Annotated in this window: 19 protein-coding genes; 13 read left to right on the plus strand and 6 right to left on the minus strand. The window is 57.2% G+C overall.

The features are described 5' to 3' along the window. Positions 1-30 precede the first annotated feature (30 nt). Entirely contained in the window at positions 31-714 is a 684-nt protein-coding gene (locus KIH86_RS05550; protein ID WP_223081340.1) for a CidB/LrgB family autolysis modulator, read from the minus strand. Then, complete coding sequence (locus KIH86_RS05555; protein WP_223081339.1) at positions 659-1,081, minus strand: CidA/LrgA family holin-like protein; 423 nt, start codon at positions 1,079-1,081, stop codon at positions 659-661. Before KIH86_RS05555 ends, KIH86_RS05550 begins: the two co-directional genes overlap by 56 nt. Positions 1,082-1,196: 115 nt before the next feature. Here KIH86_RS05555 and cidR point away from each other — a divergent pair, with 115 nt between their 5' ends. The 6 genes from cidR (at position 1,197) to KIH86_RS05585 (ending at position 9,336) form a co-directional block, all read left to right on the plus strand. Further along, positions 1,197-2,117 carry a cidABC operon transcriptional activator CidR gene (gene cidR, locus KIH86_RS05560; RefSeq protein WP_223081338.1) on the plus strand — a complete coding sequence of 307 codons (921 nt, stop codon included), beginning with the start codon at positions 1,197-1,199 and terminating at the stop codon, positions 2,115-2,117. 80 nt (positions 2,118-2,197) lie between these two features. Next, positions 2,198-2,464 (plus strand): aspartyl-phosphate phosphatase Spo0E family protein, encoded by a 267-nt coding sequence (locus tag KIH86_RS05565; protein WP_235775276.1) that lies wholly within the window; start codon positions 2,198-2,200, stop codon positions 2,462-2,464. Between the two features lie 267 nt (positions 2,465-2,731). Beyond that, on the plus strand, positions 2,732-3,211 hold the full coding sequence (locus KIH86_RS05570) for a MarR family winged helix-turn-helix transcriptional regulator (protein ID WP_223081337.1): 480 nt from the start codon (positions 2,732-2,734) through the stop codon (positions 3,209-3,211). Then, a complete protein-coding gene (locus KIH86_RS05575; protein WP_223081336.1) occupies positions 3,204-4,976 on the plus strand; it encodes an ABC transporter ATP-binding protein in 1,773 nt (590 codons plus the stop codon). Before KIH86_RS05570 ends, KIH86_RS05575 begins: the two co-directional genes overlap by 8 nt. Beyond that, positions 4,973-6,868, plus strand: a complete 1,896-nt coding sequence (locus tag KIH86_RS05580; protein ID WP_223081335.1) for an ABC transporter ATP-binding protein — start codon at positions 4,973-4,975, stop codon at positions 6,866-6,868. Before KIH86_RS05575 ends, KIH86_RS05580 begins: the two co-directional genes overlap by 4 nt. A 251-nt stretch (positions 6,869-7,119) precedes the next feature. Further along, the gene (locus KIH86_RS05585) at positions 7,120-9,336 is read left to right on the plus strand and encodes an MMPL family transporter (protein ID WP_223081334.1); all 2,217 of its coding nucleotides are present in this window, start codon (positions 7,120-7,122) and stop codon (positions 9,334-9,336) included. Between the two features lie 298 nt (positions 9,337-9,634). Here the strand turns inward: KIH86_RS05585 and KIH86_RS05590 are convergent, their stop codons facing one another. The 4 genes from KIH86_RS05590 to KIH86_RS05605 form a co-directional block, all read right to left on the minus strand. Further along, a complete protein-coding gene (locus KIH86_RS05590) occupies positions 9,635-9,946 on the minus strand; it encodes an antibiotic biosynthesis monooxygenase (protein WP_223081333.1) in 312 nt (103 codons plus the stop codon). 56 nt (positions 9,947-10,002) lie between these two features. Continuing rightward, positions 10,003-10,722 carry a 3-ketoacyl-ACP reductase gene (locus tag KIH86_RS05595; protein ID WP_223081332.1) on the minus strand — a complete coding sequence of 240 codons (720 nt, stop codon included), beginning with the start codon at positions 10,720-10,722 and terminating at the stop codon, positions 10,003-10,005. Positions 10,723-10,815: 93 nt separating this feature from the next. Then, the gene (locus KIH86_RS05600) at positions 10,816-12,363 is read right to left on the minus strand and encodes an FAD-dependent oxidoreductase (protein WP_223081331.1); all 1,548 of its coding nucleotides are present in this window, start codon (positions 12,361-12,363) and stop codon (positions 10,816-10,818) included. A 590-nt stretch (positions 12,364-12,953) separates the two neighbouring features. Continuing rightward, the gene (locus KIH86_RS05605) at positions 12,954-14,060 is read right to left on the minus strand and encodes a diguanylate cyclase (protein ID WP_223081330.1); all 1,107 of its coding nucleotides are present in this window, start codon (positions 14,058-14,060) and stop codon (positions 12,954-12,956) included. Between the two features lie 245 nt (positions 14,061-14,305). Here KIH86_RS05605 and KIH86_RS05610 point away from each other — a divergent pair, with 245 nt between their 5' ends. The 7 genes from KIH86_RS05610 (at position 14,306) to KIH86_RS05640 (ending at position 22,842) form a co-directional block, all read left to right on the plus strand. Then, on the plus strand, positions 14,306-14,701 hold the full coding sequence (locus KIH86_RS05610; protein ID WP_223081329.1) for a Fur family transcriptional regulator: 396 nt from the start codon (positions 14,306-14,308) through the stop codon (positions 14,699-14,701). Between the two features lie 319 nt (positions 14,702-15,020). Then, positions 15,021-17,102, plus strand: a complete 2,082-nt coding sequence (locus tag KIH86_RS05615; RefSeq protein WP_223081328.1) for a methyl-accepting chemotaxis protein — start codon at positions 15,021-15,023, stop codon at positions 17,100-17,102. 117 nt (positions 17,103-17,219) lie between these two features. Then, the gene (locus tag KIH86_RS05620; RefSeq protein ID WP_223081327.1) at positions 17,220-18,032 is read left to right on the plus strand and encodes a uroporphyrinogen-III synthase; all 813 of its coding nucleotides are present in this window, start codon (positions 17,220-17,222) and stop codon (positions 18,030-18,032) included. Between the two features lie 178 nt (positions 18,033-18,210). Continuing rightward, on the plus strand, positions 18,211-18,855 hold the full coding sequence (locus tag KIH86_RS05625; protein WP_223081326.1) for a ThuA domain-containing protein: 645 nt from the start codon (positions 18,211-18,213) through the stop codon (positions 18,853-18,855). Between the two features lie 110 nt (positions 18,856-18,965). Then, positions 18,966-19,334: a phasin family protein gene (locus tag KIH86_RS05630; RefSeq protein ID WP_223081325.1), complete on the plus strand. Its 369-nt coding sequence runs from the start codon at positions 18,966-18,968 to the stop codon at positions 19,332-19,334. A 4-nt stretch (positions 19,335-19,338) separates the two neighbouring features. Then, positions 19,339-21,006, plus strand: coding sequence for an ABC1 kinase family protein (locus KIH86_RS05635; protein WP_235775277.1), 1,668 nt, complete (start codon positions 19,339-19,341; stop codon positions 21,004-21,006). A gap of 117 nt (positions 21,007-21,123) precedes the next feature. Further along, positions 21,124-22,842: a DEAD/DEAH box helicase gene (locus KIH86_RS05640; protein WP_223081324.1), complete on the plus strand. Its 1,719-nt coding sequence runs from the start codon at positions 21,124-21,126 to the stop codon at positions 22,840-22,842. Positions 22,843-22,929 lie beyond the last annotated feature (87 nt).

The following is a 22,929-nucleotide window of genomic DNA, read 5'->3' on the forward strand; positions in this document are numbered from 1 at the left end:
CGAAGTGTCTGCGGCCCAAGCCAGGACGGCCTAGTGGAGGAATACCGCGAGTGCAGCTGGCGCTACGCCAAGCGTTAGCAGCGCCGTTAGAATCATCGCGATACTGGAAATGGTGCCTGTGAGCGAACTCAGCTCAAAGGCTTTGGAAGTGCCCGTGCCATGCGCGGCAGTTCCCAGCGATACACCGCGCGCAATCTCATTCTCAATGCGGAAGAGGCGGTGAATGGACGGTCCCATCAGCGTTCCGAGGATTCCGGTCATGATGACGAATACGGCTGTAATGCTCGGAATGCCCCCGATGCTCTGCGAGATGTTCATGGCGATCGGTGTTGTTACCGAGCGTGGCACCAGGCTGCTGGCCAGATCGTTGCTCAAATGCAGCCATCTGGCCAGCAGAACGGAGGACACGACCGCCGTCACCGTGCCCGTCAGCACGCCGACCGCGATTTCGGCAGCATGCTTCTTGAGCACTTTGAAGTTCTTATGAAGAGGGATAGCAAAGGCGACGGTTGCCGGTTGAAGCAGATCGGTGAGCCATTTGCCTCCCGCATTGTAGGAAGTATAGGAGGTCCCTGTCACCAGCAGAAAAGCGATGATTACCAGGGGAGTCACGATCAACGGAGACAGCAGCATACTCTTTCGGGCGTAATAGATCTTTTTAGACGCGAGATACACCCCGAGAGTCAGAGCGAGGAACAGCGTTCCGATCAGCATGATGTCTTCCCTCCTTGGTTTTGTGGATATAGGATGTCAGCAATCCTGAGCTTGCGATAACGAGAAAGCTTCCTGCGATAACTACGGACAGCACCCGCAGACCGTCGGTCTCAAGCAGGGAGCCGTATTTCATGATGCCGATCGCGGAAGGAATAAAGAACAGCAGCAGCTCGGCCAGGAGCCAGGAAGCTCCGACCTCGATCCAGTTCAGCTTCACGACGCCTGTCTCCAGAAGAATGAACAGTACGGCCATGCCGATAATGCTTCCGGGAATCGGAAGATGCAGCCAAGAGGAAAGGTGACTCATGATCATCGAGAATATAGTCAGCGCACCTACCTGCAGTACTCCAAATAAATATTTTTTCATTAAGGTCCGCCTCCTTTCAAGCTATACTGAAATTTTACATCAATTGTTTTCATAGGTAAAATGAATATATCGAATATTAATCATTCCGTTCATCTATATAGGAGGCGACTGTATCTTGGATATTCGGCAGCTGCAGTATTTCGTGGAAGCGGCCCGGCTTGGAAGCTTCTCCAAAGCGGCCAAATCGCTGTATATCACCCAGCCTACCGTCAGCAAAATGATTCGGCAGATCGAAGAGGAGCTTGGGGCCGATTTGTTTTACCGTGAAGGAAAAAGCATCAAGCTGACCGATGCCGGCGAGATTTTGCTGGCGAAGGCCCAGAATATCGTCGAGTCCTTTCACAGCCTGTCCTCGGAGCTGGACAGCTTGCGCAATCTGAAGAAAGGGCATATCCGGATCGGCCTGCCGCCTATGGTAGGCGCGAACTTCTTCCCGGCGGTTATCGGCCAGTTCCACAGGAAGTACCCGAAGGTGACCATCCGCCTGTATGAGGATGGCGCGAAGAAGGTGGAGAACGATGTAGAGAACGGGATTCTTGACATTGGCATGTCCGTGCTTCCCGTGGATGAAACGAAGTTCCACGTCTTCACCTTCGCTGAGGAGCGGCTGGAACTGCTGGTCCCGGCTGGCCACCGGCTGGTAGGGAGGAAGGCTGTGAGCCTTGCGGAGCTGAAGGAGGAGGAGTTCGTCCTGTTCCAGGAGGATTTCGCGCTTCACGACAGGGTGATCGACGCCTGCGTGAGGGCGGGCTTTCAGCCCCGGGTTGTCTATGAGAGCACGCAGTGGGATTTGATCGCCCAGATGGTGGCGGCGGGACTTGGCATCGCTCTGCTGCCGCAGACGATCTGCCGGGACATGGACCGTTCCCGCATCTCGATTCTGGCCATGACCGACCCGGTCATTCCCTGGCAGCTTGGCATGATTTGGCGAAAAGGCCGGTATTTATCGTTCGCCGCCCGTGAGTGGATTGACTTTGCCCAAGGTCTTCTCAAGGACAAAGGGGATTCGGGGAAAAAAGTTGATTCATCGACATAATTTTCTTTTTCTGCAAATTATCTTTTTGTGTTCTATGCGTTATAATAGGGGAAGCAGGCTATAGAGAGAAGGTGACTAAGGTGCTTCAGAATCCTATTTATCGTAACGAATATATCTATGAATCCCGCGATGAGGAATTGCTGGTGACCATTGAGAGTCTCCGGGGAGAACTGCTTGAGGTCGCTCGCGAACGGAGTCTAAGCGATCGTGCCGTAGTTGAATTAAGTGAGCGCCTGGACCGCTATATTCTGCTTGCCCAGCACAAAATGATGGAGAACTTGCGAAGCCGCCAGAGCGGCGGGCTGTACGAAGGCGAGGCCGCCTCTTCCCGAAGAAGAATGAACTAATTCCATAATCCCACTTATAATCACAGACCCTTTCGCCGTTGCCGGCAGATGGGTCTTTTTTGTGCGCGTACATCTTAAAAAGATTGTAACAATGAGAGCGGTTTCGAAAATTGACAGAGGAATTCCGGAGAAATATAATTAGGTAGCCTAAATAGTATATTGTTTAATTATTTGGGTTCCGAAATAATAGGCATGCTAATGAAATGGAAGGGATGAACAAAGGAAAATGGAGGGAGTACTATTGGGGTAAAGGACGAGAACAACCGGATGACGGGGCATAAGCTTTTTGCCGCTCTGCATCAGTTTCATAAAGCGGATTGGAAGCAGAGGGTGGATGGCAATAAGCCAAGCGAAATGACGCTGATGATTTCCCTGGCTCATCATGTCGATCACAACGAGAACGCCCAGGGGCTCAAGGTATCCGAGCTCAGCCGTTTTCTGGGTCTCACGCCTCCTACAGTAACCCAATTGATCAACAGTCTCGAAGCCAAAGGAATGGTACGGCGCGAACCGGATCCGTCGGACCGGCGGGTCGTACGCGTAGCCCTGACCGAACAGGGTATCATGGTTACAAACAAAGCCAGAGAGCATAGAGATTATATGCTGGGCCGGCTTGTGGAATTCCTGGGAGAGGAAGACAGCGACCGGCTGGCCGATCTGCTGATAAAGGTTCAACAATTTATCAGTCAGAATCCGCCTCCGCGGATTGAAGACTTACCGATGAACGGAGATGACGAAGATGATTAAACTATTCAGACAGTTAAAGCCATACTGGCTGCCGATTACCGCGATTCTCCTGCTGGTGTTCCTCCAGTCGATGGGCGATTTGTACCTGCCTACATTGATGTCGGACATCGTGGACAAGGGCATTGTTCAAGGGGACCGGTCATATATTTGGCAAATTGGCGGATTCATGCTGCTCGTTGCGGGCGGAGGCGCGCTCTGCTCGATTATCGCGAGCTTTTTGTCGGCACGGGTGTCCGTAGGATTCGGACAGCGAATCCGGTCTCGCGTGTTCAACCATGTGGAGAATTTTACACTGACCGAGTTCGACAAGCTCGGAACCGCCTCCCTGATTACCCGGACGACGAACGATATTACGCAGGTTCAGACCGTACTGACGATGATGCTGCGGATGATGGTCGGCGCTCCGATGATGATGATCGGCGGGCTGATTATGGCGGTGTCCGAGGATGCGAAGCTGTCCCTTATTTTTGTAGTGGTGGTCCCGGTGCTCGTGCTGGCCATCGCTTCCGTAGGCATGAGGGGGCTGCCGCTGTTCAAGGCTATTCAGGTCAAGCTGGATAAACTCAACCTTGTGCTCCGCGAGCATCTGGTTGGCATCCGCGTCATTCGCTCCTTCAACCGCACGGAGCATGAGAACAGACGCTTTACTACGGCTAACCGCGATCTGACGGATACCGCAATCAAGGTTAACAAGATCATGGCGCTGCTGATGCCGATGATGATGTTCGTCATGAACTTCTCCATGATCGCCATCCTGTATTTCGGCGGCATCCGCATTGGCGATGGGAACCTGCAGGTCGGCTCGCTGATGGCGTTCATTCAATACGCGATGCAGATCATGTTCTCGCTCGTTATGGTCTCCATGATGTTCGTATTGATTCCGCGGGCATCCGCGTCAGCGATCCGGATCAATGAAGTGCTCGATATGGTTCCGGAAATTACCGATCCCGAGGTTAAAGTGTCGGGGCTGAACGAATCGGAGACAGACCTCGCCAAGGCAGTGGTATCCGAGCAGCCGCTTCGGGGCTATGTGGAATTCAAGGAAGTCTCCTTCTCCTATCCGGGAGCGGAGCAGCCGGCGATTTCGGGCATCACATTCAGCGCGCGTCCCGGCGAGGTTACGGCCATTATCGGCGGCACGGGCTCCGGCAAATCGACGCTGCTCAGCCTTATTCCCCGATTCTACGACGTCGTAGAGGGCCAGGTGCTGGTGGACGGTGTGGATGTCCGTGAAATGACGCAGGAGGAGCTTCGGGCGAAAATCGGCTATGTGCCGCAGAAGGCCGTCCTGTTCACGGGCACCGTTACCGAAAATATTAAGTACGGCAAGGACGACGCAACCGACGAGGAAGTCCGTCATGCAGCCGAGGTAGCACAGGCGCTGGATTTCGTCTCCAAGATGAAGGACGGCTTCGATTCGGAGATTGCCCAGGGCGGAAACAACGTGTCCGGCGGGCAGAAGCAGCGCCTGTCAATCGCTCGGGCTCTTGTACGGAAGCCGGAAATCTATCTGTTCGACGACAGCTTCTCGGCGCTTGACTTCAAGACCGATGCGAAGCTGCGCGCCGCTCTGAAGGGAGAGACGACCGAGTCGACAGTTCTGATCGTCGCCCAGCGGGTCAGCACCGTCATGGACGCCGACCGGATCATCGTGTTGGATGAAGGCCGGATCTCCGGAATCGGCAATCACCGCGAATTGCTTGCAAATAGCGAGGTATACCGCGAGATCGTATCCTCGCAGCTGTCAGAGGAGGAGATCGCATGAGCGAGAAGAACCAGGAATTCAAACGCCCCCAGCAGCCGCCGCGCAGAGGTTTCGGACCTGGAGGGGGAGGCCCTCCCGGCATGAGCATGCCGGCTGAGAAGGCCAAGGATTTCAAAGGAACGCTGCGCCGGCTGACCCGCTACCTGCGTCCGAAGCAGATTCAGCTGCTGATCGTGCTGGCTACCGCCATTCTCAGTACGGTGTTCAGCATTTTCAGCCCGAAGGTCATGGGCAAGGCGACAACGAAGCTGTTCGAAGGCGCCATCGCCATGATGAAGGGTGTCCCGGGAGCCTCCATCGATTGGAGCTATATCAACGAGATTCTGCTGATTCTGGGAGGCCTGTATCTGTTCAGCGCCCTGTTCAGCTATATTCAGCAGTATGTGATGGCCAGCGTGGCCCAGAGCGTCGTATACACGATGCGCGAGGAAATCAACGGTAAGCTGGAACGGCTGCCGCTTAAATATTTTGACTCCCGGACCCATGGTGAAATTCTCAGCCGTGCGACCAATGACGTGGACAATATCAGCACCACGCTGCAGCAGAGCTTGACCCAGCTGATCACCTCCATCGTCACGATCATCGGCGTGGTTATCATGATGCTGACGATCAGCCCATGGCTTACACTGATTACCATCATTACGCTTCCGCTTAGCTTTGTGGTTATTATGGCCATTACGAAGCGGTCGCAATCGTATTTCGTCGGCCAGCAGAAATCGCTGGGCCAGCTTAACGGCCATGTCGAGGAAATGTATACGGGCCACCGGATCGTCAAGGCGTTCGGCCAGGAGCGCAAATCGCTTCAAGAGTTTGACCGGATTAACGCCGAGCTGTATGATTCCGGCTGGCGCGCGCAGTTCATGTCCGGCATTATCATGCCGCTCATGATGTTTATCGGCAACCTGGGCTATGTATTGGTCTGCGTGGTCGGCGGCATATTCGTCACCAAGAAAATGATCGACGTCGGCGATATTCAAGCCTTTATCCAGTATTCCCGTCAATTCACGATGCCGATCACCCAAACGGCCAATATCGCCAACATCATTCAGTCGACGATCGCTTCCGCAGAGCGGGTATTCGAACTGCTCGACGAGGAAGAGGAGGTGGCGGAAACGGCAGTTTCATTAGCAGCCTCCGAAGACAAGGGCGCCGTGGAATTCCGCCACGTGAAGTTCGGATATAAAGAGGACGCGCCTCTGATCCAGGATATGAACATTCAGGTCAGCCCCGGACAGACGATTGCGATTGTCGGACCGACCGGCGCAGGCAAGACGACGCTGATCAACCTTCTGATGCGCTTCTACGAGCTGAACGGCGGACAGATTCTGATCGACGGTGTCGATATCACCGACATGAAGCGGAGCGATCTTCGCCGCCGCTTCGGCATGGTGCTTCAGGATACGTGGCTCTTTAACGGCACGATTCGCGACAACATCGCCTACGGACGCGAGGGCTCTTCGGAAGCTGATGTCATCCGGGCCGCCAAGGCTGCGCATGCGGATCATTTCATCCGCACGCTGCCGCTAGGGTACGATACAATTCTGAATGAAGAAGCCTCCAATATTTCGCAGGGCCAGAAGCAGCTGCTGACGATTGCCCGGGCGATTCTGGCCGATCCGTCGATCCTGATTCTGGACGAAGCGACCAGCAGCGTCGATACGCGGACAGAGGTTCAGATCCAGAAGGCGATGAACACCCTGATGCAGGGACGGACCAGCTTCGTCATCGCCCACCGTCTGTCCACAATCCGCGACGCCAACCTGATTCTGGTGATGAACCACGGAACGGTGATCGAGCAGGGTACGCATGAGGAGCTTCTCGCACAAGGCGGCTTCTACGCCGATCTGTACAACAGCCAGTTCTCCGAAGGCGATCTGCCCGATGCAGGTTAACCGGCGATTATAAGATGAGCTTAGGGTGCGTAAGACTCGCCCTAGCTCTATACACAGGTTATTGAAATGAGCGCCTCTTCTGTGGCGGCCCTTTGGCGGGCTGTCCGGGAGAGGCGTTGTTGATTTGAAAGAACCTTCATACTTGGAAAAACGGTTTGCTCTTGAATGGCAGAGCGGATATGATTAGGAGGAGAAAAATGACCCGAGGTTCATTTTAGCGATGCCATTACGTTCAGAAGGGGAGGAAATCAATGAAAGGCTATGGACAATGGCTGTCCGGACGTACCGGAAAATGGGTAATGCTATTGGTCTGGATCATCATCGTCGGCGTGCTGAACGCGGTATGGCCGGCGGTCAATTCGCAGGTGGACAACAATGCCGCCAACCTGCCGGACAGCGCGGCCTCCGTGCAAGCGGCAGCCGTGGCCGAGCGGGAATTTCCGTCGGACGATGGTGTGCCCGCCTTGCTGGTATGGCACCGGGAGGGCGGCATGAAGGACGAAGACCTGGCCCATATCGGGGCGCTGTACAGCACGCTGACGAAGCAGCCGCCTGCCTATGTCGTGACGGTTCCGCCGCTCGGCCAGCTGCCTCCGCAGGCGCTGAAGGCGGAGCTCTCGCAGGATGGGAGCACGCTGGTTACGCCGCTCGTGTATGACCGGAGCGCGGACAGCGACAAGCTGGGGGACAGCGTAACCGGGTTAAAGGAAACGATCCGGAAAGAGACCGGAACCGACGTCACCTCGGCGAAGCTGGAGAGTGGGGAGCTGACGCTCCGCGTGTCCGGACCGGTCGGCATCTCCATTGACGCCACCGGCCTGTTCAAGGATGCCGATGTCTCGCTATTGATTGCGACAGTCGTGCTTGTGCTAATCTTCCTGCTTCTGATCTATCGTTCACCGCTGCTGGCGCTTATTCCGCTTGTCGCCGTAGGCTTCGCTTACGGCGTGACCGGTCCGCTGCTCGGCAAGCTGGCGCAGGAGGGTGTGATCACGATTGATTCGCAGGCGGTATCCATCATGACCGTGCTGCTGTTCGGGGCAGGAACGGATTACTGCCTGTTCCTGATCTCCCGGTTCCGCCAGCTTCTGCATGAAGAACGGAGTGTGGGCCGTGCGCTGACCCGTTCGCTCGGAAGCTCCTCCGGCGCGATCGCGATGAGCGGCTTCACGGTGGTGCTAGCACTGCTAGCGCTCCTGCTTGCGAAGTATGGAGCTTATCACCGATTCGCGATTCCGTTCAGCTTATCCATCTTTGTTATGGGCCTGGCGAGCCTGACGCTCGTTCCGGCGCTGCTGGCGATCTTCGGCCGAGCCTCCTTCTTTCCCTTCATTCCGCGCACCGGCGATATGGAGAAGGAACGGGCAGCGGCCAAGGGCAAGCCGGTTCCCTCGCAGAAGCCCTCGCGCAAAGGAAAGATCGGCCGGCTTGTCGTGACCCGTCCGTGGACCGTGGTTATCAGCTCTGTGCTCGTGCTCGGTATTCTGGCTTCGTTCTCTGGCGGCATCAGTTTCACTTATGACCTGCTGTCCTCTTTCCCGAAGGACATGGAATCCAGAGAAGGCTTCGACCTGATCGGCAGCCAATTCTCACCCGGCGAGCTTGCGCCGGTCACTCTGATGGTCGACACGCAGGGTAAAGTGGCGCCAGAGGATTTGAAATCGGTGCTGTCATCGCTGTCCTATGTTGAATCGGTAGCCGATCCGAAATCGGGCGCGAAGAACGGGAATATCAAGTCTTTTGAGATTCTGTTCAAGGCCAATCCCTACTCACAGGAAGCCATGGACCATATTCCTGCGCTGCGGGCGACGGTGGAGCAGGCGCTCGGCGAATCGGAACTGGCGAACCCCGAGGCAAGCGTCTGGATCGGCGGTCAGACTGCGACACAGTACGATAACCGTGAAGTCGGCAATCGGGATCAGGATTTGATCATTCCGGTCGTCATCGGTCTGATTGCGCTGCTTCTGCTCCTGTATTTACGCTCGCTCACGGCGATGCTATATCTTGTGGGCACTGTTATTCTGTCCTTCTTCTCCGCACTGGGACTGGGCTGGCTGATTCTTCATTATCTGCTCGGAGCCGATGCCATCCAGGGAGCCATCCCGTTGTATTCGTTCGTCTTCCTGGTAGCGCTCGGCGAGGATTACAACATCTTCATGATCTCGAACATTTGGAAAAAGAGCCGGAACATGCCGCTGAAGCAGGCCATCGCCGAAGGCGTCAGCGAGACCGGCTCAGTGATCACCTCGGCCGGCCTGATCCTGGCCGGAACCTTCGCCGTGCTGGCGACGCTGCCGATCCAGGTGCTGGTGCAGTTCGGCGTCATCACCGCGCTCGGCGTCCTGCTGGACACCTTCGCGGTGCGGCCGTTCCTCGTGCCCGCGATCACGACGCTGTTCGGGAAGCGGGCCTTCTGGCCGGGACGCCCGAAGGCCGTCCCGGAGGCCGGGGCGGAGAGCGCGGACTGACGACCGCGCCTCGCCCGGCACAGACAAGAACCCCAGGCTCCGCATGAATTGCGGGACCTGGGGTTCTTGGATTTCCGGCGGGCTGCGCGCGCCGCCGGATCTGCCGGCCCGGACGGAGCTGCCTGTCCGGGCTTGTGGCACGCGCGAGGCTCCTGCGCGTGTGGGGCGGCCGGGGCCTTGCGAGAAGCCCCGGCGGCGCGGGCCCGCCCATAGCCAAGCCGGCGCTGCAGCAGGCTTGGCTATTCACGCGGGTCCGCGCTTATGCCGGGGCTGCCATTGCCGCCCCGGCGCAGACCGCTTACTCGCCCGGAGCGATGCGGGCCAGCAGCTCGTACTTATCCAGCGAAGCGCCGAGAATGTCATCGTTCTTCCCGGCGCCGCGATGGGAGTGGCGGAACGCCTCGCTCGATGTCCAGCCCTTGAACGCCTCTTCATCTTCCCAGACGGTGCAGATTTTCAATTCCTCCGCTCCATCCTTTGGAGCGCCGTGCCATACTTCCAGACGGACGAAGCCGGGCATTGCCTGTACCCCGCGACTTCCCGTGAAGCGCTCGGCCAATGCTGCTCCGGCGCCTTCCTTCACTTTGATCGTATTTGTGACTACAAGCATGTGATCAGCTCCTCAAGGTGATGGGATTCCGGCGTCAGACGTTTGATGCTTGCGGATTATTGTGGGTTGGTCGTCCAGATTCCGGCGGTCTTGACGAACACGCGGTCCGGCAGCTTAAGAGCGGCCAGCGCAAGCTCGGCGACATCCTCCGGCTGCATCATCCGGTCTTCGTCCCCGATCGGCAGTCCTGCGTTCTCGGCGAGCGGCGTGTTGACCGTGCTCGGCGTGAGCGCGACGACCCGGATATTGGATTTGCGCACCTCCTGCGCCAGCGCTTCCGTGAAGCCCATCAGCGCGAACTTCGACGCGCAGTAAGCGGAGCCTGTGGCGAATCCGCGTTCCCCGGCGGTGGAGGATATATTGATGATATTGCCGCTCTTCTGCTCGATCATCGAAGGCAGCGCGGCGTGGGTGACATAGTAGGTTCCGAACAGATTGATGTCGATATGCCGTTTCCATACCTCGGGGTCCATGTCTGCAACGGTGCCGAAGGTCGCCACGCCGGCATTGTTGATCAGCACGTCAAACGTGCCGAGCTCGCTCTGAAGCGCGGCTACTGCGCGTTCTGCTTCTTCCCGGATCGAAATGTCGGCCACCGCTATGCTGACCTTCACATCATATCCCTCGACAATGGCAGCTTTCAGCGCCTCCAGGTCGGCAGCCGTCCGCGAGATCAATCCCAGATTGGCGCCCTCCTTGGCCAGCGCCAGTGCCAGAGCCTTGCCGATCCCTTTGCCGGCGCCGGTAATGACAGCCGTTCTTCCTCGAAGTTCCATCGATTCAATCTCTCCTTCTTGAATGAATAGTAAGTTTAAGCTGGTTCTCCTTGTGTCATCCGCTTGATGTCCTCCGGAAGCCCGGGTGTAGGCTCATGGCTCCACCCTAGCCAGCGGCTCGACTGCCGGTCCCTCCAGCACTTCACCGTCATAGGAGAAGCGGGAGCCGTGGCAGGGGCAGTCCCAGGAACGTTCGCTCTCGTTCCATGCGCATTCACAACCCAGATGTGTACAGGTCCGGTCTACGAGATGAATACCGCCTTCGGGGTCCTTGTAGGCTCCGACGCGTCTGCCGTCATGTCGGACTACAGCGCCTTCGTCCGGCTGAAGCTCTTCCAGCTTACGGTGGATGAGCTCCACCTTGCCTTCTATGAGCTCATTCGCAACGTTCAAATTCTGCACGAGGAAATTCTTGATGCCGGGAACTGCCTTGAACCGGGAAGGAGCATAGAGCTCTGTGTACGGATTGTGTTTGCGCATGATCTGATCGGTGATGAGCCGGGCCGCCAGGGTGCCGTTTGTCATGCCCCATTTGGCGAAGCCTGTGGCTACATAGATTTCCTTGTCATCGGACATTTTGCCGATATAAGGGACTAGGTCCATCGTTACGAGATCCTGGGCCGACCAGCGGAAGGGGATGGACCGGATGCCCAGGAGCCCCCCGGCGAACGTCTCCAGATTCTCGTAATGGCCGAACGTGCATATGCTCTGTCCGGTTTTGTGGTTCTCGCCGCCTGCGATAACGAGCCGCTTGCCTTCCCATTCGACTGCCCGGAGAGAGCGCTTCGGTCCTCCGGCACTCAGGTACATGCCGCCTTCATAATCTGATTCGGGCTCGAAGGCCAGCGCGTAAGAACGCTCCGCGTGAAGAAGGGTGAAGTACAGATGTCTGCCGTCGTAGAAGGGAAAATGGGAAGCCGAGACCGCGTGCCGGCACTTGATCCGGTGATTGCCGTGCTCGGTGAACAGCGTAAGTCCGTCGCCGCTTTCCACTTTTTCCCCGATGGCCGTGTGCTCATAGACAACTCCGCCCTTAGCATGGATCTTCTGAAGCAGTCCCTTCAGGTATTCGAGAGGGTGAAAGCGGGCCTGTCCCGGAAGCTTGATTGCTCCGCCGATCTGCATAGGCAGAGACACATAATCGACCCACTCACCGGGAAGGCCTAGCTTGCGGTAAGCCTCGAACTCCTTCCTCAGGGTCTTCAGCGTCTTATCATCGCCGATGGGACTGTAGAGGTAGGCGTCCTCCCGTTGTATTCCGCAGGATAGGCCGAGCTTCTCCGCTGTTTGCAGAATCCACTCCATCCCTTCGTTGTTCGAACGGTAGTAGGCCAGAGCCTGTTCTTCTCCGAAATGCTTCAGCAGATTGTCATAGATCAGCCCGTGCTGGGCCGTGATCTTGGCGGTTGTGAAGCCTGTCGTGCCGGTCAGCAGCTCGTCTGCTTCCAGGAGCGTAACCTTATAGCCGGCTTCTGTCAGCAGATAAGCGGTCGTTATACCGACGATGCCCCCGCCGACGATGGCCACCTCTGTTGTATGATCCTCGGCCAGTCTTGGAAATGACGGCAGCTCAGTGGTTCTTCTCCACAGCGATTCGGGCATTTTTGGCAGACTTTCCTGCCGTGTATATTCCGGGTCCATCCCGTTTCCTCCTTCATTATACAGTCATCATTACATTTATTACCACTGAAGTGGGAATAGAAACTTGATGTAAGCTGCATGAATTGAAGAGGAAGAAATCAATCCGCGGGTAGAATTGACAAGACAGCAGGGGAGCTGCAGGTGGCAAAAACGAAGTCTTGGTGCGGCTTCGGGCCGCAGAGCAACAGACGCAGGCATATAGATTTTGGGCGTAATTTTGGACGGAATCCGGTGGTATCCGCGCAGTAGCTTCACGGTTTAACGGCAAAGGCGTTTGCGCAAGAGCGTCGGATTGCATTTATTCAAAGCCAGGAGCGTGCCGATGAACGATAACTTCATTTGTGAGCCGTCCGGACAAGGCTCGGGTGCAATGGAAGCGGCGTGAGTGCCGGGAATGTGGGGAGTCACGGAGTGGTGCACTATTAGCAACTGGCAGCTATTAGCAACTGGCAGCCGGCTGGCGCTCCGTGATCCTGCACTATTTGATTTCTCCAGGACAATGATTCCGGATTCCTGGTTCCCGCCGGACTTCTGTACGACCCGCCAGATTCCTGCTCATCGTCCGCTTCGGGTAACGATCAGGAGCCCGTTTAGTAATCGGCAGTGCGTACTTTATTTCTGCCCGCATTTTTGGCGGCGTACAAGGCTTTGTCCGCGTATTGGAAGAGCAGGGCTCCGTCTGGGTCCTGAATGCTCTCCGGATACGATGCCGCTCCTACGGAAATGGTAATATGGATTTTCTTGCCGGCTGGGAGCGTGAAGTTGTCGCTGTCTACCGCCGCACGAATCCGCTCCGCGGCTTTCTGCGCCTGGTACAGCGGACAGTCCGGAAGAATGACGGTGAATTCCTCCCCGCCGTTCCGGGACACGATATCGTAGGTCCGGGAAATGCTCGAGAGACGGCGGGCGAATTCCATCAGGATCGCGTCTCCCGCAGGATGGCCGTAGGTGTCGTTGATCTGCTTGAAATGATCGATGTCGATGGCGAGAAGCGACAGGCACTCTCCCCGGCGTTCGGCGCGTGCAATCTCAGTATCCAGATGCCGGTGAAACTGGCGGAGGTTATTCAGGCTGGTCAGGTAGTCGGTCGTAGCGTTCAGCTCAAGCTGGGTATAGAGGTCGTTGGAGCGGTAGATGTACTCGGCGACATAATAGATGGCAAGACCGGCGGCAGCCGTGATGGTGAACTGCAGCGGGAAAAAGTTCATAACAAGCCGGATGTCTCCCAGATTGTTCACAAGCGTCAGCAGCATAATGCCCAGACAGAGCAGATTGCCGACGTTAACCTTGCGCAGGCGGGACCACGGAAGTATGGAGATCCAGCAGCAGCAGATGCCTGCAATCAGCAGGGAGACAGCGGCTGAGATCGAATTATAGGAAGCGCCGTACACAAGGATGCGGCTGACGGACAGCAATAGGGTGCAGATCAATCCGGGAAGCCAGCCGATATACGACGAGATCAGCACGATGGTCAGATGTCTCAGATTTGCATAGGTGTCCGGACCCACCGGAAACGAATAGCTCATCAGGACGATGCCGAAGCATCCGAAGAGCAGCCCCGCATTGACGCGGGTGATCCTGCTGACGGAATGGCCGGCGATGTTGTATTTTTTGGACAGCATCCCCGACAGAAACAGAAACGTGACGAGGATGCAGAAATTAGCGAACAGGCTGTTCAATAGTTCAATTATCAGCATAGGGGAATCTTGAGCTCCTCTGACAAAAATGGCTTGGCCGTAATCAGCTGCGGCTCGAGTCTATTTTATCGGAATTTACAGTAAAAGTGTTGACGTTTTTTGTCGAATTGGATCGAAATATTGGCGATTTTTTAGATTGCAGCTCGTTATACGCTTCCTTTCAACAGGAATGGTTTACCCGGATTGACCGGAGCATATAAACGATTTATACTTGATCTAAAAATAAAATAGTTAGGATGATTGATGTGAGACATATAAACCTGACTTCACAGCGCCAAGCTGTCTATGATATTGTCCGTGATTCCCATGACCATCCCACCGCCTCCGATGTGATGAACCGTCTCGTCGAGAAGGGCCACAACCTTGCTTATGGAACCGTGTACAACTCTCTTCGCTACCTGACCGACAAGCAGTTGATCCGCGAACTGAAGCTGGGCGAGGCGGCGAGCCGTTACGACGCCCGGATGGATGAGCACCAGCATATTATCTGCGAGGTGTGCGGAGCCGTCGACGAAGTCATGACGCATGTACCGGAGCAATGGATGGATTCGGTCGCCAGAGAGACCGGGTACAGCATCGGGCATGCGCATGTCGTCTTTAGCGGCGTATGCCCCTCTTGCCGCAGCAAAGTGGTGAACTAAGCCTCTTACAGAGGCCAAGGCGATTCGAAGCAACGAATACCTGAATCGAAAGACGCCTCCTTCGGAAGCATGACGGAAGGAAGCGTCTTTGTGCTGTTTGACTCAGGGAATATGAGAATGCTCAAGAAATATAGAGAGTAAAAGTAAATAAATGGCTGATGGCTACCGATATACTGATATACCTTATGTACGCGTCCGTATCTCCTTAGTACGCCTGCGCACTGATTCAGCAAGAAGCGCCCGTCCGAACTCCGGCAGGTCTGACTCCCATGCTCTTGGCGTGTACGCTAGGTTAACAGAAAGAAATGGGGGATTGGAAATGCCTGAACCAAAGAAGGTGCGCCTCAAGATGCGTACCAAGCTGGCGGCCACGTACCTGATTGTGCTGCTCATCCCGAGTCTTGTCGTCGCAGGTCTGACCTTCAGGTCTGCAAGCAGCAATCTGGGCGATCAACTGGCCGGAAGCGCCCGGGAGAGCGTAGAAACGGTCAATGAGATCGTTGATAATAATATGGCCTCCAAAATCAATGACGTCAAATATTTCGTCGACGCCCTCTCCTCCGACACAGTCAACAGCGGTCCCGACGGATCAGGCTACGGCGAGTTGAAGGATAGGCTGAAGGAATATGCCGCCATACATCCTGATGTGCTTAATGTGTATGTGGGAACCAAGCAAGGCAAGGTTATTACATCGTCGGACAAATCACTGCCTGCGGGCTTTGATCTGCGGACCGACGCTTCTTATGTCAATGCTGTGAAGAAGGGACAGGGCGTTGTCATTTCTCCTGTGTCCCAGAATGAACACGAAGAAACGGTTGTCTCTCTTTCCTCCGTTCTGAAGGATGGAGACGGCGTATTTGTCATACAGATCGACCTGAAGCAGCTGGCGGAGCTGGTCAACATGAAGGTTGGCAAGAGGGGATATATTTTCATCATAGACAGCAGCAAGAAGTTCGTCGTACACCCGATAGAGAAGGTGGGTCAGGAAGCGAAGCAGGCTTTTTTTCTGAAAATGTTCGACAAGGACTCCGCCACCTTCGACTATACGTATAACGGAGTTCCTAAAGAGATGTCCTATCTGATCAATAAAGCGACGGGTTGGAGAATCGCCGGCACCATCGACAAGAGCGAAATCTCGGAAGCCTCGGTGGAAGTCCGGAACACGGTTATCATCGTGCTCTCCTTGTCCGTTCTGCTCGCGCTTGTGCTGATTGTCTTCATGATCCGTTCGCTCCTGAAACCAATCCGCCGGCTGGGACATGCAACCGAGGTTATCAGCCGCGGCGATCTCTCCCAGGACATCGGCTCTTTTGGAAATGATGAAATCGGTGAGCTTGCCGCGCACTTCAAGACAATGGTTACCAGCCTAAGAGAGATGATTACCGGCGTTCAGGAAATGACGGACAGCGTCTCCTCCTCGGCAGCCGAGTTGACTTCAGGCGCGGAGCAGACAACCAAAGCCATTGAGCATGTCACCGTGGCGATTCAGGAGGTAGCGGCCGGAGGCGAGCGTCAGTTGGAGAGTACGGTGCGCGGTATTGAGGGCACTTCGGCTACTGCGGCGGAAGTGTCGAGTCTGTCGAACTACATGAAGGAGGTGTCCGAGGTGATGGGGAAGACCACGGACACGGCGGTGTCGGGCAACGATGCCATAATTCTTGTTGTCGATAAAATCAACGGCATCCATGAAACGGTCGAGAATCTGGGCGGGGTGATCGGGAACCTGAACGAGCGGGGCGAACGCATCGGAGGCATTGTCGAGCTGATCATGGGCATCGCCCGTCAGACCAATCTGCTGGCGCTTAACGCTTCCATTGAAGCCGCGCGCGCCGGCGAGCATGGCCGGGGCTTCGCCGTCGTCGCGACCGAGGTTCGCAAGCTGGCCGAGCAGTCCGAGAAATCGGCCGGTGAAATCGCGGCCGTTATCCAGGCCATCTACAGCGAGATGAAGGAAGCGGCGGCTCTGATGGATGACGCCAAGGAGAAGGTGTCGGACGGTATCCTGGCCGTAGACACCAGCGGCCGTTCCTTCACACGAATCCGCAAAGCCGTCAAGGGAGCGGCGGACAAGATCGAAGCCATGAGCCAAGGCGTCCGGACTCTGTCGTCGCAGGCCGCAGGCATGGAGTCGGCGATGGAGGAGATCGGTCTGGTCTCCCGTGAGACAGCAGCCAATACGGAGACGATTTCGGCGGCGGCAGAGGAACAGTTGGCCTCGGTCGAGGAGATCGCCTCGTCATCCGCGGATCTCAGCCGTCTGGCGGACGAGCTTCAGGTGCTAGTCAGCCGGTTCAAGCTGTATACGAATGAACAGTCAGAGTCCTCAGGCGGGCCGAACGGCTTGTCCGGAGACAACGCTCGTTCCGGCGATGACGAACAGACATCCGGAATCGCAAGTTAAATCAAGTCAAATGTCCCCCGGCCCCGCCTGAATAGGCGGGGCCGGTCTTTTCTTCCGGGCATTCTTCCAAGTATACTGAGAATCAACCACAGCGTGGAGAACAGGGGGAGCCGCATCATGGCAGATCAATTACAAGGAATCACCATCGCTCTTGCCGGTCCGAGAAAATCGGAAGAGCTGGCCAAGCTGGTGGCCAACATGGGCGGAAACGCATTGCTGCGACCTGCTCAGGGAACGGTCTTTCTGGATGGAGAGGAGCTTCGCCGGGAGCTTGCGGCCTGGATCGCCGATCCGCCGGACTGGAGCATTCTGACGACCGGCATGGGACTGGACGCTCTGTTCGAGTCCGCAGCCGGCATGGGGCAGGAGGAGAGGTTCCGGGAGGTTCTGGCAGGTTCAAGCATTGCGGCCCGGGGTTATAAGACTGTGAACGCCCTGAAGAAACGGGGGCTTGTTCCGGCAGTGAGAGATGATGACGGAAGCACCTCCGGTCTCATCAGAGGTCTTGAGCCCTATGATCTCAGAGGCACCCGGGCAGTGCTTCAGCTTCACGGCGATCCCGCGCCGAGGTTGAATGCCTGGCTGCAGGAGGCGGGAGCCTCCGTCCGGCAAATTCTTCCCTACAAGCATCTCCCGCCCGAGGAGGAGAGCCTCGCGCTGCTTCTGGAAGAGATTGTTCAGGGCAAGCTGGATGCTGTCTCCTTTACGAGCGCGCCTCAAATCCGGTTTCTGGCGGAATATGCGGAGAGCAGGGGGCTGCTGCCCGCTATGCTTGAAGCATTCGAGACTTCCGTGCTTGCGGTATCGGTCGGCAAGGTGACCGCCGATTCTCTGAAGGAGGCGGGGATCAACCGCATCGTCGTACCGGAACAGGAACGGATGGGCAGCATGATGGTGGAGCTTGGCCGCTATCTGGCGGCGCGGCGGTAGCCGCCTGATCCTTCGGCTGCCATTAGAGCATTTCCTGCCGGGCATTGCGGGAGGGAATGCTCTTTGGCATTGACTGGAGGGGGCGGCCAATCTGAATGCTCACATGGACATCCGGCACCATTTTCCTTACAATAAAGGCAGCAATACTGGATTCGACGCACAAGGAGGCACCCTTTTTATGGATAAAAGAAAATGTCTGCTGCTGGGTGAATACACGCATCCCCGCTTTCATCCGCTCCAGGGAGTGGATAAGCAGATTACCCATGTACTCAACGATTTGATGGTAGTCCAGTGTACGGAGAACAAGAAAATGATGCTGGCCGAGAATCTCGGCGGCTATGACCTGTGTATCGCCTACAATGAGCTGTGGAACGAGTCCGTCTCCCCGCAGCAGGCATCGGGCCTGCTGAGCTATGTGGCGGGCGGAGGAGGACTTATCGTTCTACATACCGGCCTCTCGCTCGCGAACCGTTATGAGCTCGCCCAGTTGATTGGAGCCAAATTTACGGGCCATCCCCCTTACACGCCTCTGCAATTCCGGGTGCTTGCGCCTGATCATGACATTATGGAGGGCATTGAGGACTTTGCGCTGGAGGAAGAGCCTTACCGGTATGAATTCGATCCGTTCACCGAGAAGACGGTTCTGATGGAGTACGAAGCGGATGGCGAAACCTGGCCTGCGGCCTGGTGTCACAGCTATGGGCTGGGACGGGTAGTATATCTTATGCCGGGTCATCACGAGCCTTCGTTCCGTCACCCGGCGATGCGCAAGCTTCTGCTTCAGGCCGCCACTTGGGCGGCGCGGATTCCGCACGTTCAATAAATTCATAAATTCAATAAGCTGCAAGCCAGCTGCTTTGTGCGTTATCCCACAGCATGGGGTATAATTTACCCGTTGCCTGCTATTAACGGATACTCTAGGAGGAAAAGACGATGAGCGATTTGTTTAAGAAAGCTATCTCTTTGGGCGTAGGTCTCACCGTTGTCAGCAAGGAAAAGGTAGAAAAGGCTGTAGACGAGCTTGTGAAGCGGGGCGAGGTTGCACCCACCGAATCCCGCGCGCTTGTCGACCGGCTGATCGAACGGGGCGAAGAGGAACGGAGCGCCTTCAAGTCGGCTGTTCAGGAGCAGGTGCAGCGTGTGCTGAAGGAGTTGGATGTTCCGGTCAAGAGCGACGTCGCCGCACTGGAAGAACGGATTGCTGTACTGGAACGCCGTCTGGCAGAGCTGGAAGGGATTTCGCACCTGGAGGGTACGTACTCCGTCGGCGACGACCGCCTGCCGGATTCCGGCGCGGATTGAAGGAATGGTTCGGATCAGACATGCCGGACGCTACCGGTCGATCGCCATGGCGCTGATGCGTCATGGCTTCGGCTATATGGTGGAGGAACTGGGACTGTACCGGGTCCTCTCGCTCCCCCGCCGGCTCGTGACGCAGGAGGAGCATGCAGGACGTAGCCTCGGGGAACGGATACGCCTCGTCCTGGAGGATTTGGGGCCGACCTTCGTCAAGCTCGGCCAGCTGGCGAGCACCCGGTCCGATCTGCTGCCAGAGCCGATCATTCAGGAACTGGTCAAGCTGCAGGATCATGTTCCGCCTTTTCCCGTGGAAACGGCCCGGCATATTCTGGAGCAGGAGCTTGGTCTGACTCTGGAAGAGATCTTCGAAACTTTCGAATCGGCTCCTCTTGCAGCAGCCTCTATCGGGCAGGTGCACCGGGGCATACTCCATGGCGGCCAGGCAGTGGCCATCAAGATTCAGCGACCCGGAGTAACGCGAATTATGACTCGGGATTTGGAAATTCTCCGTGATCTGGCGGCGCTTGCCGAGAGGCGCATGGCCTGGGCAAGACAGTATGGAATCTACCGGATGACAGAGGAATTCTCCAGATCCCTTCTCAGCGAACTGGATTACAGCCAGGAAGGGCGGAACGCGGAGCGGATCGCCCAGCAGCTGGCGGATAATAAATCGGTATATATTCCGGCAATCTATTGGGAGTACTCCTCCTCCCGGGTGCTGACCATGGAATACGTGGAGGGCATTACACTGAACCGGCGAGAGGCGCTGCTGAGTCAGGGCATCAGCATGAAAGATACGGCAGAGCGGCTTGTGGATATGATGCTGCGGCAGATTTTCATCGACGGCTTCTTTCATGCCGATCCTCATCCCGGAAATGTGATGGTTACCCGTGAAGGCAAGATCGCGCTGATCGATTTCGGGATGGTGGGACGTCTCAGCGAGGACACGAAGGACCATCTGTCGAGCTTGGTCATCGCACTGATGCGCCGGAATACAGATGCAATGGTTCGGGCGATTCTCCGCCTCGGGGTTGTTCCGGAGGATGCGAACCGTTCGGCCATTTACGAGGATGTAGACCGGCTAAGGGAGGATTATTATGACGTTCCGTTCAGCAGAGTCAGCATCGGACGGGCGTTGAATGATCTGTTCGTGGTGGCGCAGCGGCACCGGCTGGTCGTCCCGGCGGAGCTGACGCTGCTCGGGAAGACGATGCTGACCCTGGAGGGCGTGGTCACGGACCTTGATCCCGGCTTCAGCATTATCCAGATGGCCGAGCCTTTCGGCCGGAAGCTGGTGAAGCAGCGTTTCAGCGGCGGACGTCTTCAGCGCAAGCTGGTTGGCGGAGTGGCGGAGATCGCGGAAAGCCTCATCGAGCTGCCGGGACAAGCCCGCCAGCTGTCGGAGCTGATCGGCAAAGGCAAGCTGAAGGTGGAGGTCGGAGTTCCCGAAGTTCAGAACCTGCTCCGCAAGCTGGACCGGATCGGGAATCGGCTGTCATTCAGCATCGTTCTGCTGTCGTTCAGCATCATCATGGTCGGCCTTATCGTCGGCTCATCGCTGCGGCGGGACCCTTCGATGATCTGGAATTTCCCGACCGTCGAGATCGGCTCGGTTATCGCGCTGCTGATGTTTATATGGCTGCTGTATTCGATTTTCAAATCGGGAAGGTTCTAGCCCCTTGCGGGCCAACATCATAGCACAACCGATATAGGCGGAAGAGCTCCGGCAGGAGTTGTTCCGCTTTTATGTCGGGCGAGACGTTACTATACAAGGAAGAAGAAGGTGATGAGAATGACGGGTTTTAAAGAGTTGGGGGTTTCGGCGGAACTGACCGGGGTTCTTCGCGGGCAGGGCATTGCACAGCCTACTCCCGTGCAGGCGGAGGCGATTCCGCCGCTGGTCCAGGGACTTGACGTAATCGCGAGAGCGAAGACAGGAACGGGGAAGACACTGGCGTTCCTGCTGCCGATTCTCGATAAAATCAGGCCGGAGCGGCCATTCCCGCAGGCGCTGATCCTTGCTCCTACGCGGGAGCTGGCGCTTCAGATTACAGAGGAAGCGCGCAAACTGACCGAGAAGAGCGATATCAAAATCCTGGCCGTATACGGCGGGCAGGATGTGGAGAAGCAGCTGCGCAAGCTGGAAGGCGGACGGCATCTGATTATCGGAACGCCGGGAAGACTGCTCGATCACATGCGCCGCGAGACGCTGAGCTTGGGCGGCGTCACGATGCTTGTGCTCGATGAAGCAGATCAGATGCTTCACATGGGCTTCCTGGACGAAGTGGAGAGCATCATTACGGCGGTGCCTTCGCGGCGCCAGACGATGCTGTTCTCGGCGACGATGCCCGATCCGATCAAGCAGCTGGCATCAAGCTATATGCGCCAGCCGATCGACATCTTGATCAAGAGCGGCTCACCGATTCCGCTGGACAATATCCGCCAGCAGGTCGTCGAGTGCACGGACCGCGCCAAGGAAGAAGCGCTGAAGGCGCTGATTGAGCGGGACCGGCCGTATCTGGCGATTATTTTCTGCCGAACGAAGCGGCGGGTATCGAAGCTGAATGAAGCGCTGCAGGAAGCGGGCTATGACTGCGACGAGCTGCATGGCGATCTGTCGCAGAACAAGCGGGAGGCCGTCATGAAGACGTTCCGCGAGGCGAAGCTGCAGCTGCTGGTCGCCACGGATGTTGCCGCCCGCGGCCTTGACGTCGAAGGCGTGACGCATGTGTTCAACTACGACATGCCGCTGGATGTCGACAGCTACATCCACCGCATCGGCCGCACGGGCCGCGCGGGCGGCAAGGGACTTGCGATCACCTTCGCCTCGCCGCGCGACCGCGCGGGACTCGAGATGATCGAGAAGGGCATTTCGCAGCGCCTGGAACGGCGGCGCTACGAGAAGGGCGAATTCGGCGATGCCACATTCGCCACTTCTGGCGCGGCACGCACCAAGGCCGCGCCGGAGACGGCGCGCGGCGGACGCGGTTCCCGCGCGGGCGGAGCTGCCGCCGGCAGCCGTTCGCAGCGCGGCGGCGCGGCAGCGGGCGGCCGGAGCAAGGAGTACGGCCGCAGGGAAGATCGCGGCCGGGAAACCGGCGGCCGCAGAGAGGATCGCGGCCGGGAAGCTGCAGGCCGCGGAGGCAGCACCGGCGGCGGGCGCGTCAAGGACGCCGCCGGCTGGAGCGGCGCGCCCGCACGGCAGGGCCAGGGCCAGGGCCGCCAGGCGAATGCGCCGGCCCGCGCTCAGGGCGGCGCGGGCAAGGACGGACTGCGGGCAGGAGCAGGCAAAGGCGGTCCGCAGGCGGGCTCAGGCAATGCTGGTCCGCGGGCAGGAGCAAGCAAAGGCGGTCCGCAAGCAGGCGGACGCGGGAAGGATGCCGGGCGCAGCGGCGGCGGGTACGGCAGCGGTGGACGCGGCAGTGGCGGGCGCGGTTCGGGAAGCGGCGCAGCGGGCCGCGGAGCCGGCCCTCAGGGCTCCCGGGGCTCGCGAGGTTCGCGCGGAAGGTAGCGGCGGGCGGTTTGTTATCCGCTGCCAAGGAACGGCGGCTTTGCGGCTGCTAATTTTGGGAACTTAAGGGATTTTGCGGGCGGCTGA

The sequence above is a fragment of the Paenibacillus sinensis genome (assembly GCF_019904155.1).
In the GTDB taxonomy this organism is placed as follows: Bacteria; Bacillota; Bacilli; order Paenibacillales; family Paenibacillaceae; genus Paenibacillus_AQ; species Paenibacillus_AQ sinensis.

Bases quoted from the DNA above. Each gene is read 5' to 3' on its own strand.
- KIH86_RS05570 (WP_223081337.1), top strand. From the start codon at position 2,732: ATGACGGGGCATAAGCTTTTTGCCGCTCTGCATCAGTTTCATAAAGCG.
- KIH86_RS05585 (WP_223081334.1), top strand. From the start codon at position 7,120: ATGAAAGGCTATGGACAATGGCTGTCCGGACGTACCGGAAAATGGGTA.
- KIH86_RS05595 (WP_223081332.1), bottom strand. From the start codon at position 10,722: ATGGAACTTCGAGGAAGAACGGCTGTCATTACCGGCGCCGGCAAAGGG.
- KIH86_RS05550 (WP_223081340.1), bottom strand. From the start codon at position 714: ATGCTGATCGGAACGCTGTTCCTCGCTCTGACTCTCGGGGTGTATCTC.
- KIH86_RS05575 (WP_223081336.1), top strand. From the start codon at position 3,204: ATGATTAAACTATTCAGACAGTTAAAGCCATACTGGCTGCCGATTACC.
- KIH86_RS05605 (WP_223081330.1), bottom strand. From the start codon at position 14,060: ATGCTGATAATTGAACTATTGAACAGCCTGTTCGCTAATTTCTGCATC.
- KIH86_RS05620 (WP_223081327.1), top strand. From the start codon at position 17,220: ATGGCAGATCAATTACAAGGAATCACCATCGCTCTTGCCGGTCCGAGA.
- KIH86_RS05625 (WP_223081326.1), top strand. From the start codon at position 18,211: ATGGATAAAAGAAAATGTCTGCTGCTGGGTGAATACACGCATCCCCGC.
- KIH86_RS05615 (WP_223081328.1), top strand. From the start codon at position 15,021: ATGCCTGAACCAAAGAAGGTGCGCCTCAAGATGCGTACCAAGCTGGCG.
- KIH86_RS05635 (WP_235775277.1), top strand. From the start codon at position 19,339: ATGGTTCGGATCAGACATGCCGGACGCTACCGGTCGATCGCCATGGCG.
- KIH86_RS05640 (WP_223081324.1), top strand. From the start codon at position 21,124: ATGACGGGTTTTAAAGAGTTGGGGGTTTCGGCGGAACTGACCGGGGTT.
- KIH86_RS05600 (WP_223081331.1), bottom strand. From the start codon at position 12,363: ATGGACCCGGAATATACACGGCAGGAAAGTCTGCCAAAAATGCCCGAA.
- KIH86_RS05580 (WP_223081335.1), top strand. From the start codon at position 4,973: ATGAGCGAGAAGAACCAGGAATTCAAACGCCCCCAGCAGCCGCCGCGC.
- KIH86_RS05555 (WP_223081339.1), bottom strand. From the start codon at position 1,081: ATGAAAAAATATTTATTTGGAGTACTGCAGGTAGGTGCGCTGACTATA.
- KIH86_RS05590 (WP_223081333.1), bottom strand. From the start codon at position 9,946: ATGCTTGTAGTCACAAATACGATCAAAGTGAAGGAAGGCGCCGGAGCA.
- KIH86_RS05630 (WP_223081325.1), top strand. From the start codon at position 18,966: ATGAGCGATTTGTTTAAGAAAGCTATCTCTTTGGGCGTAGGTCTCACC.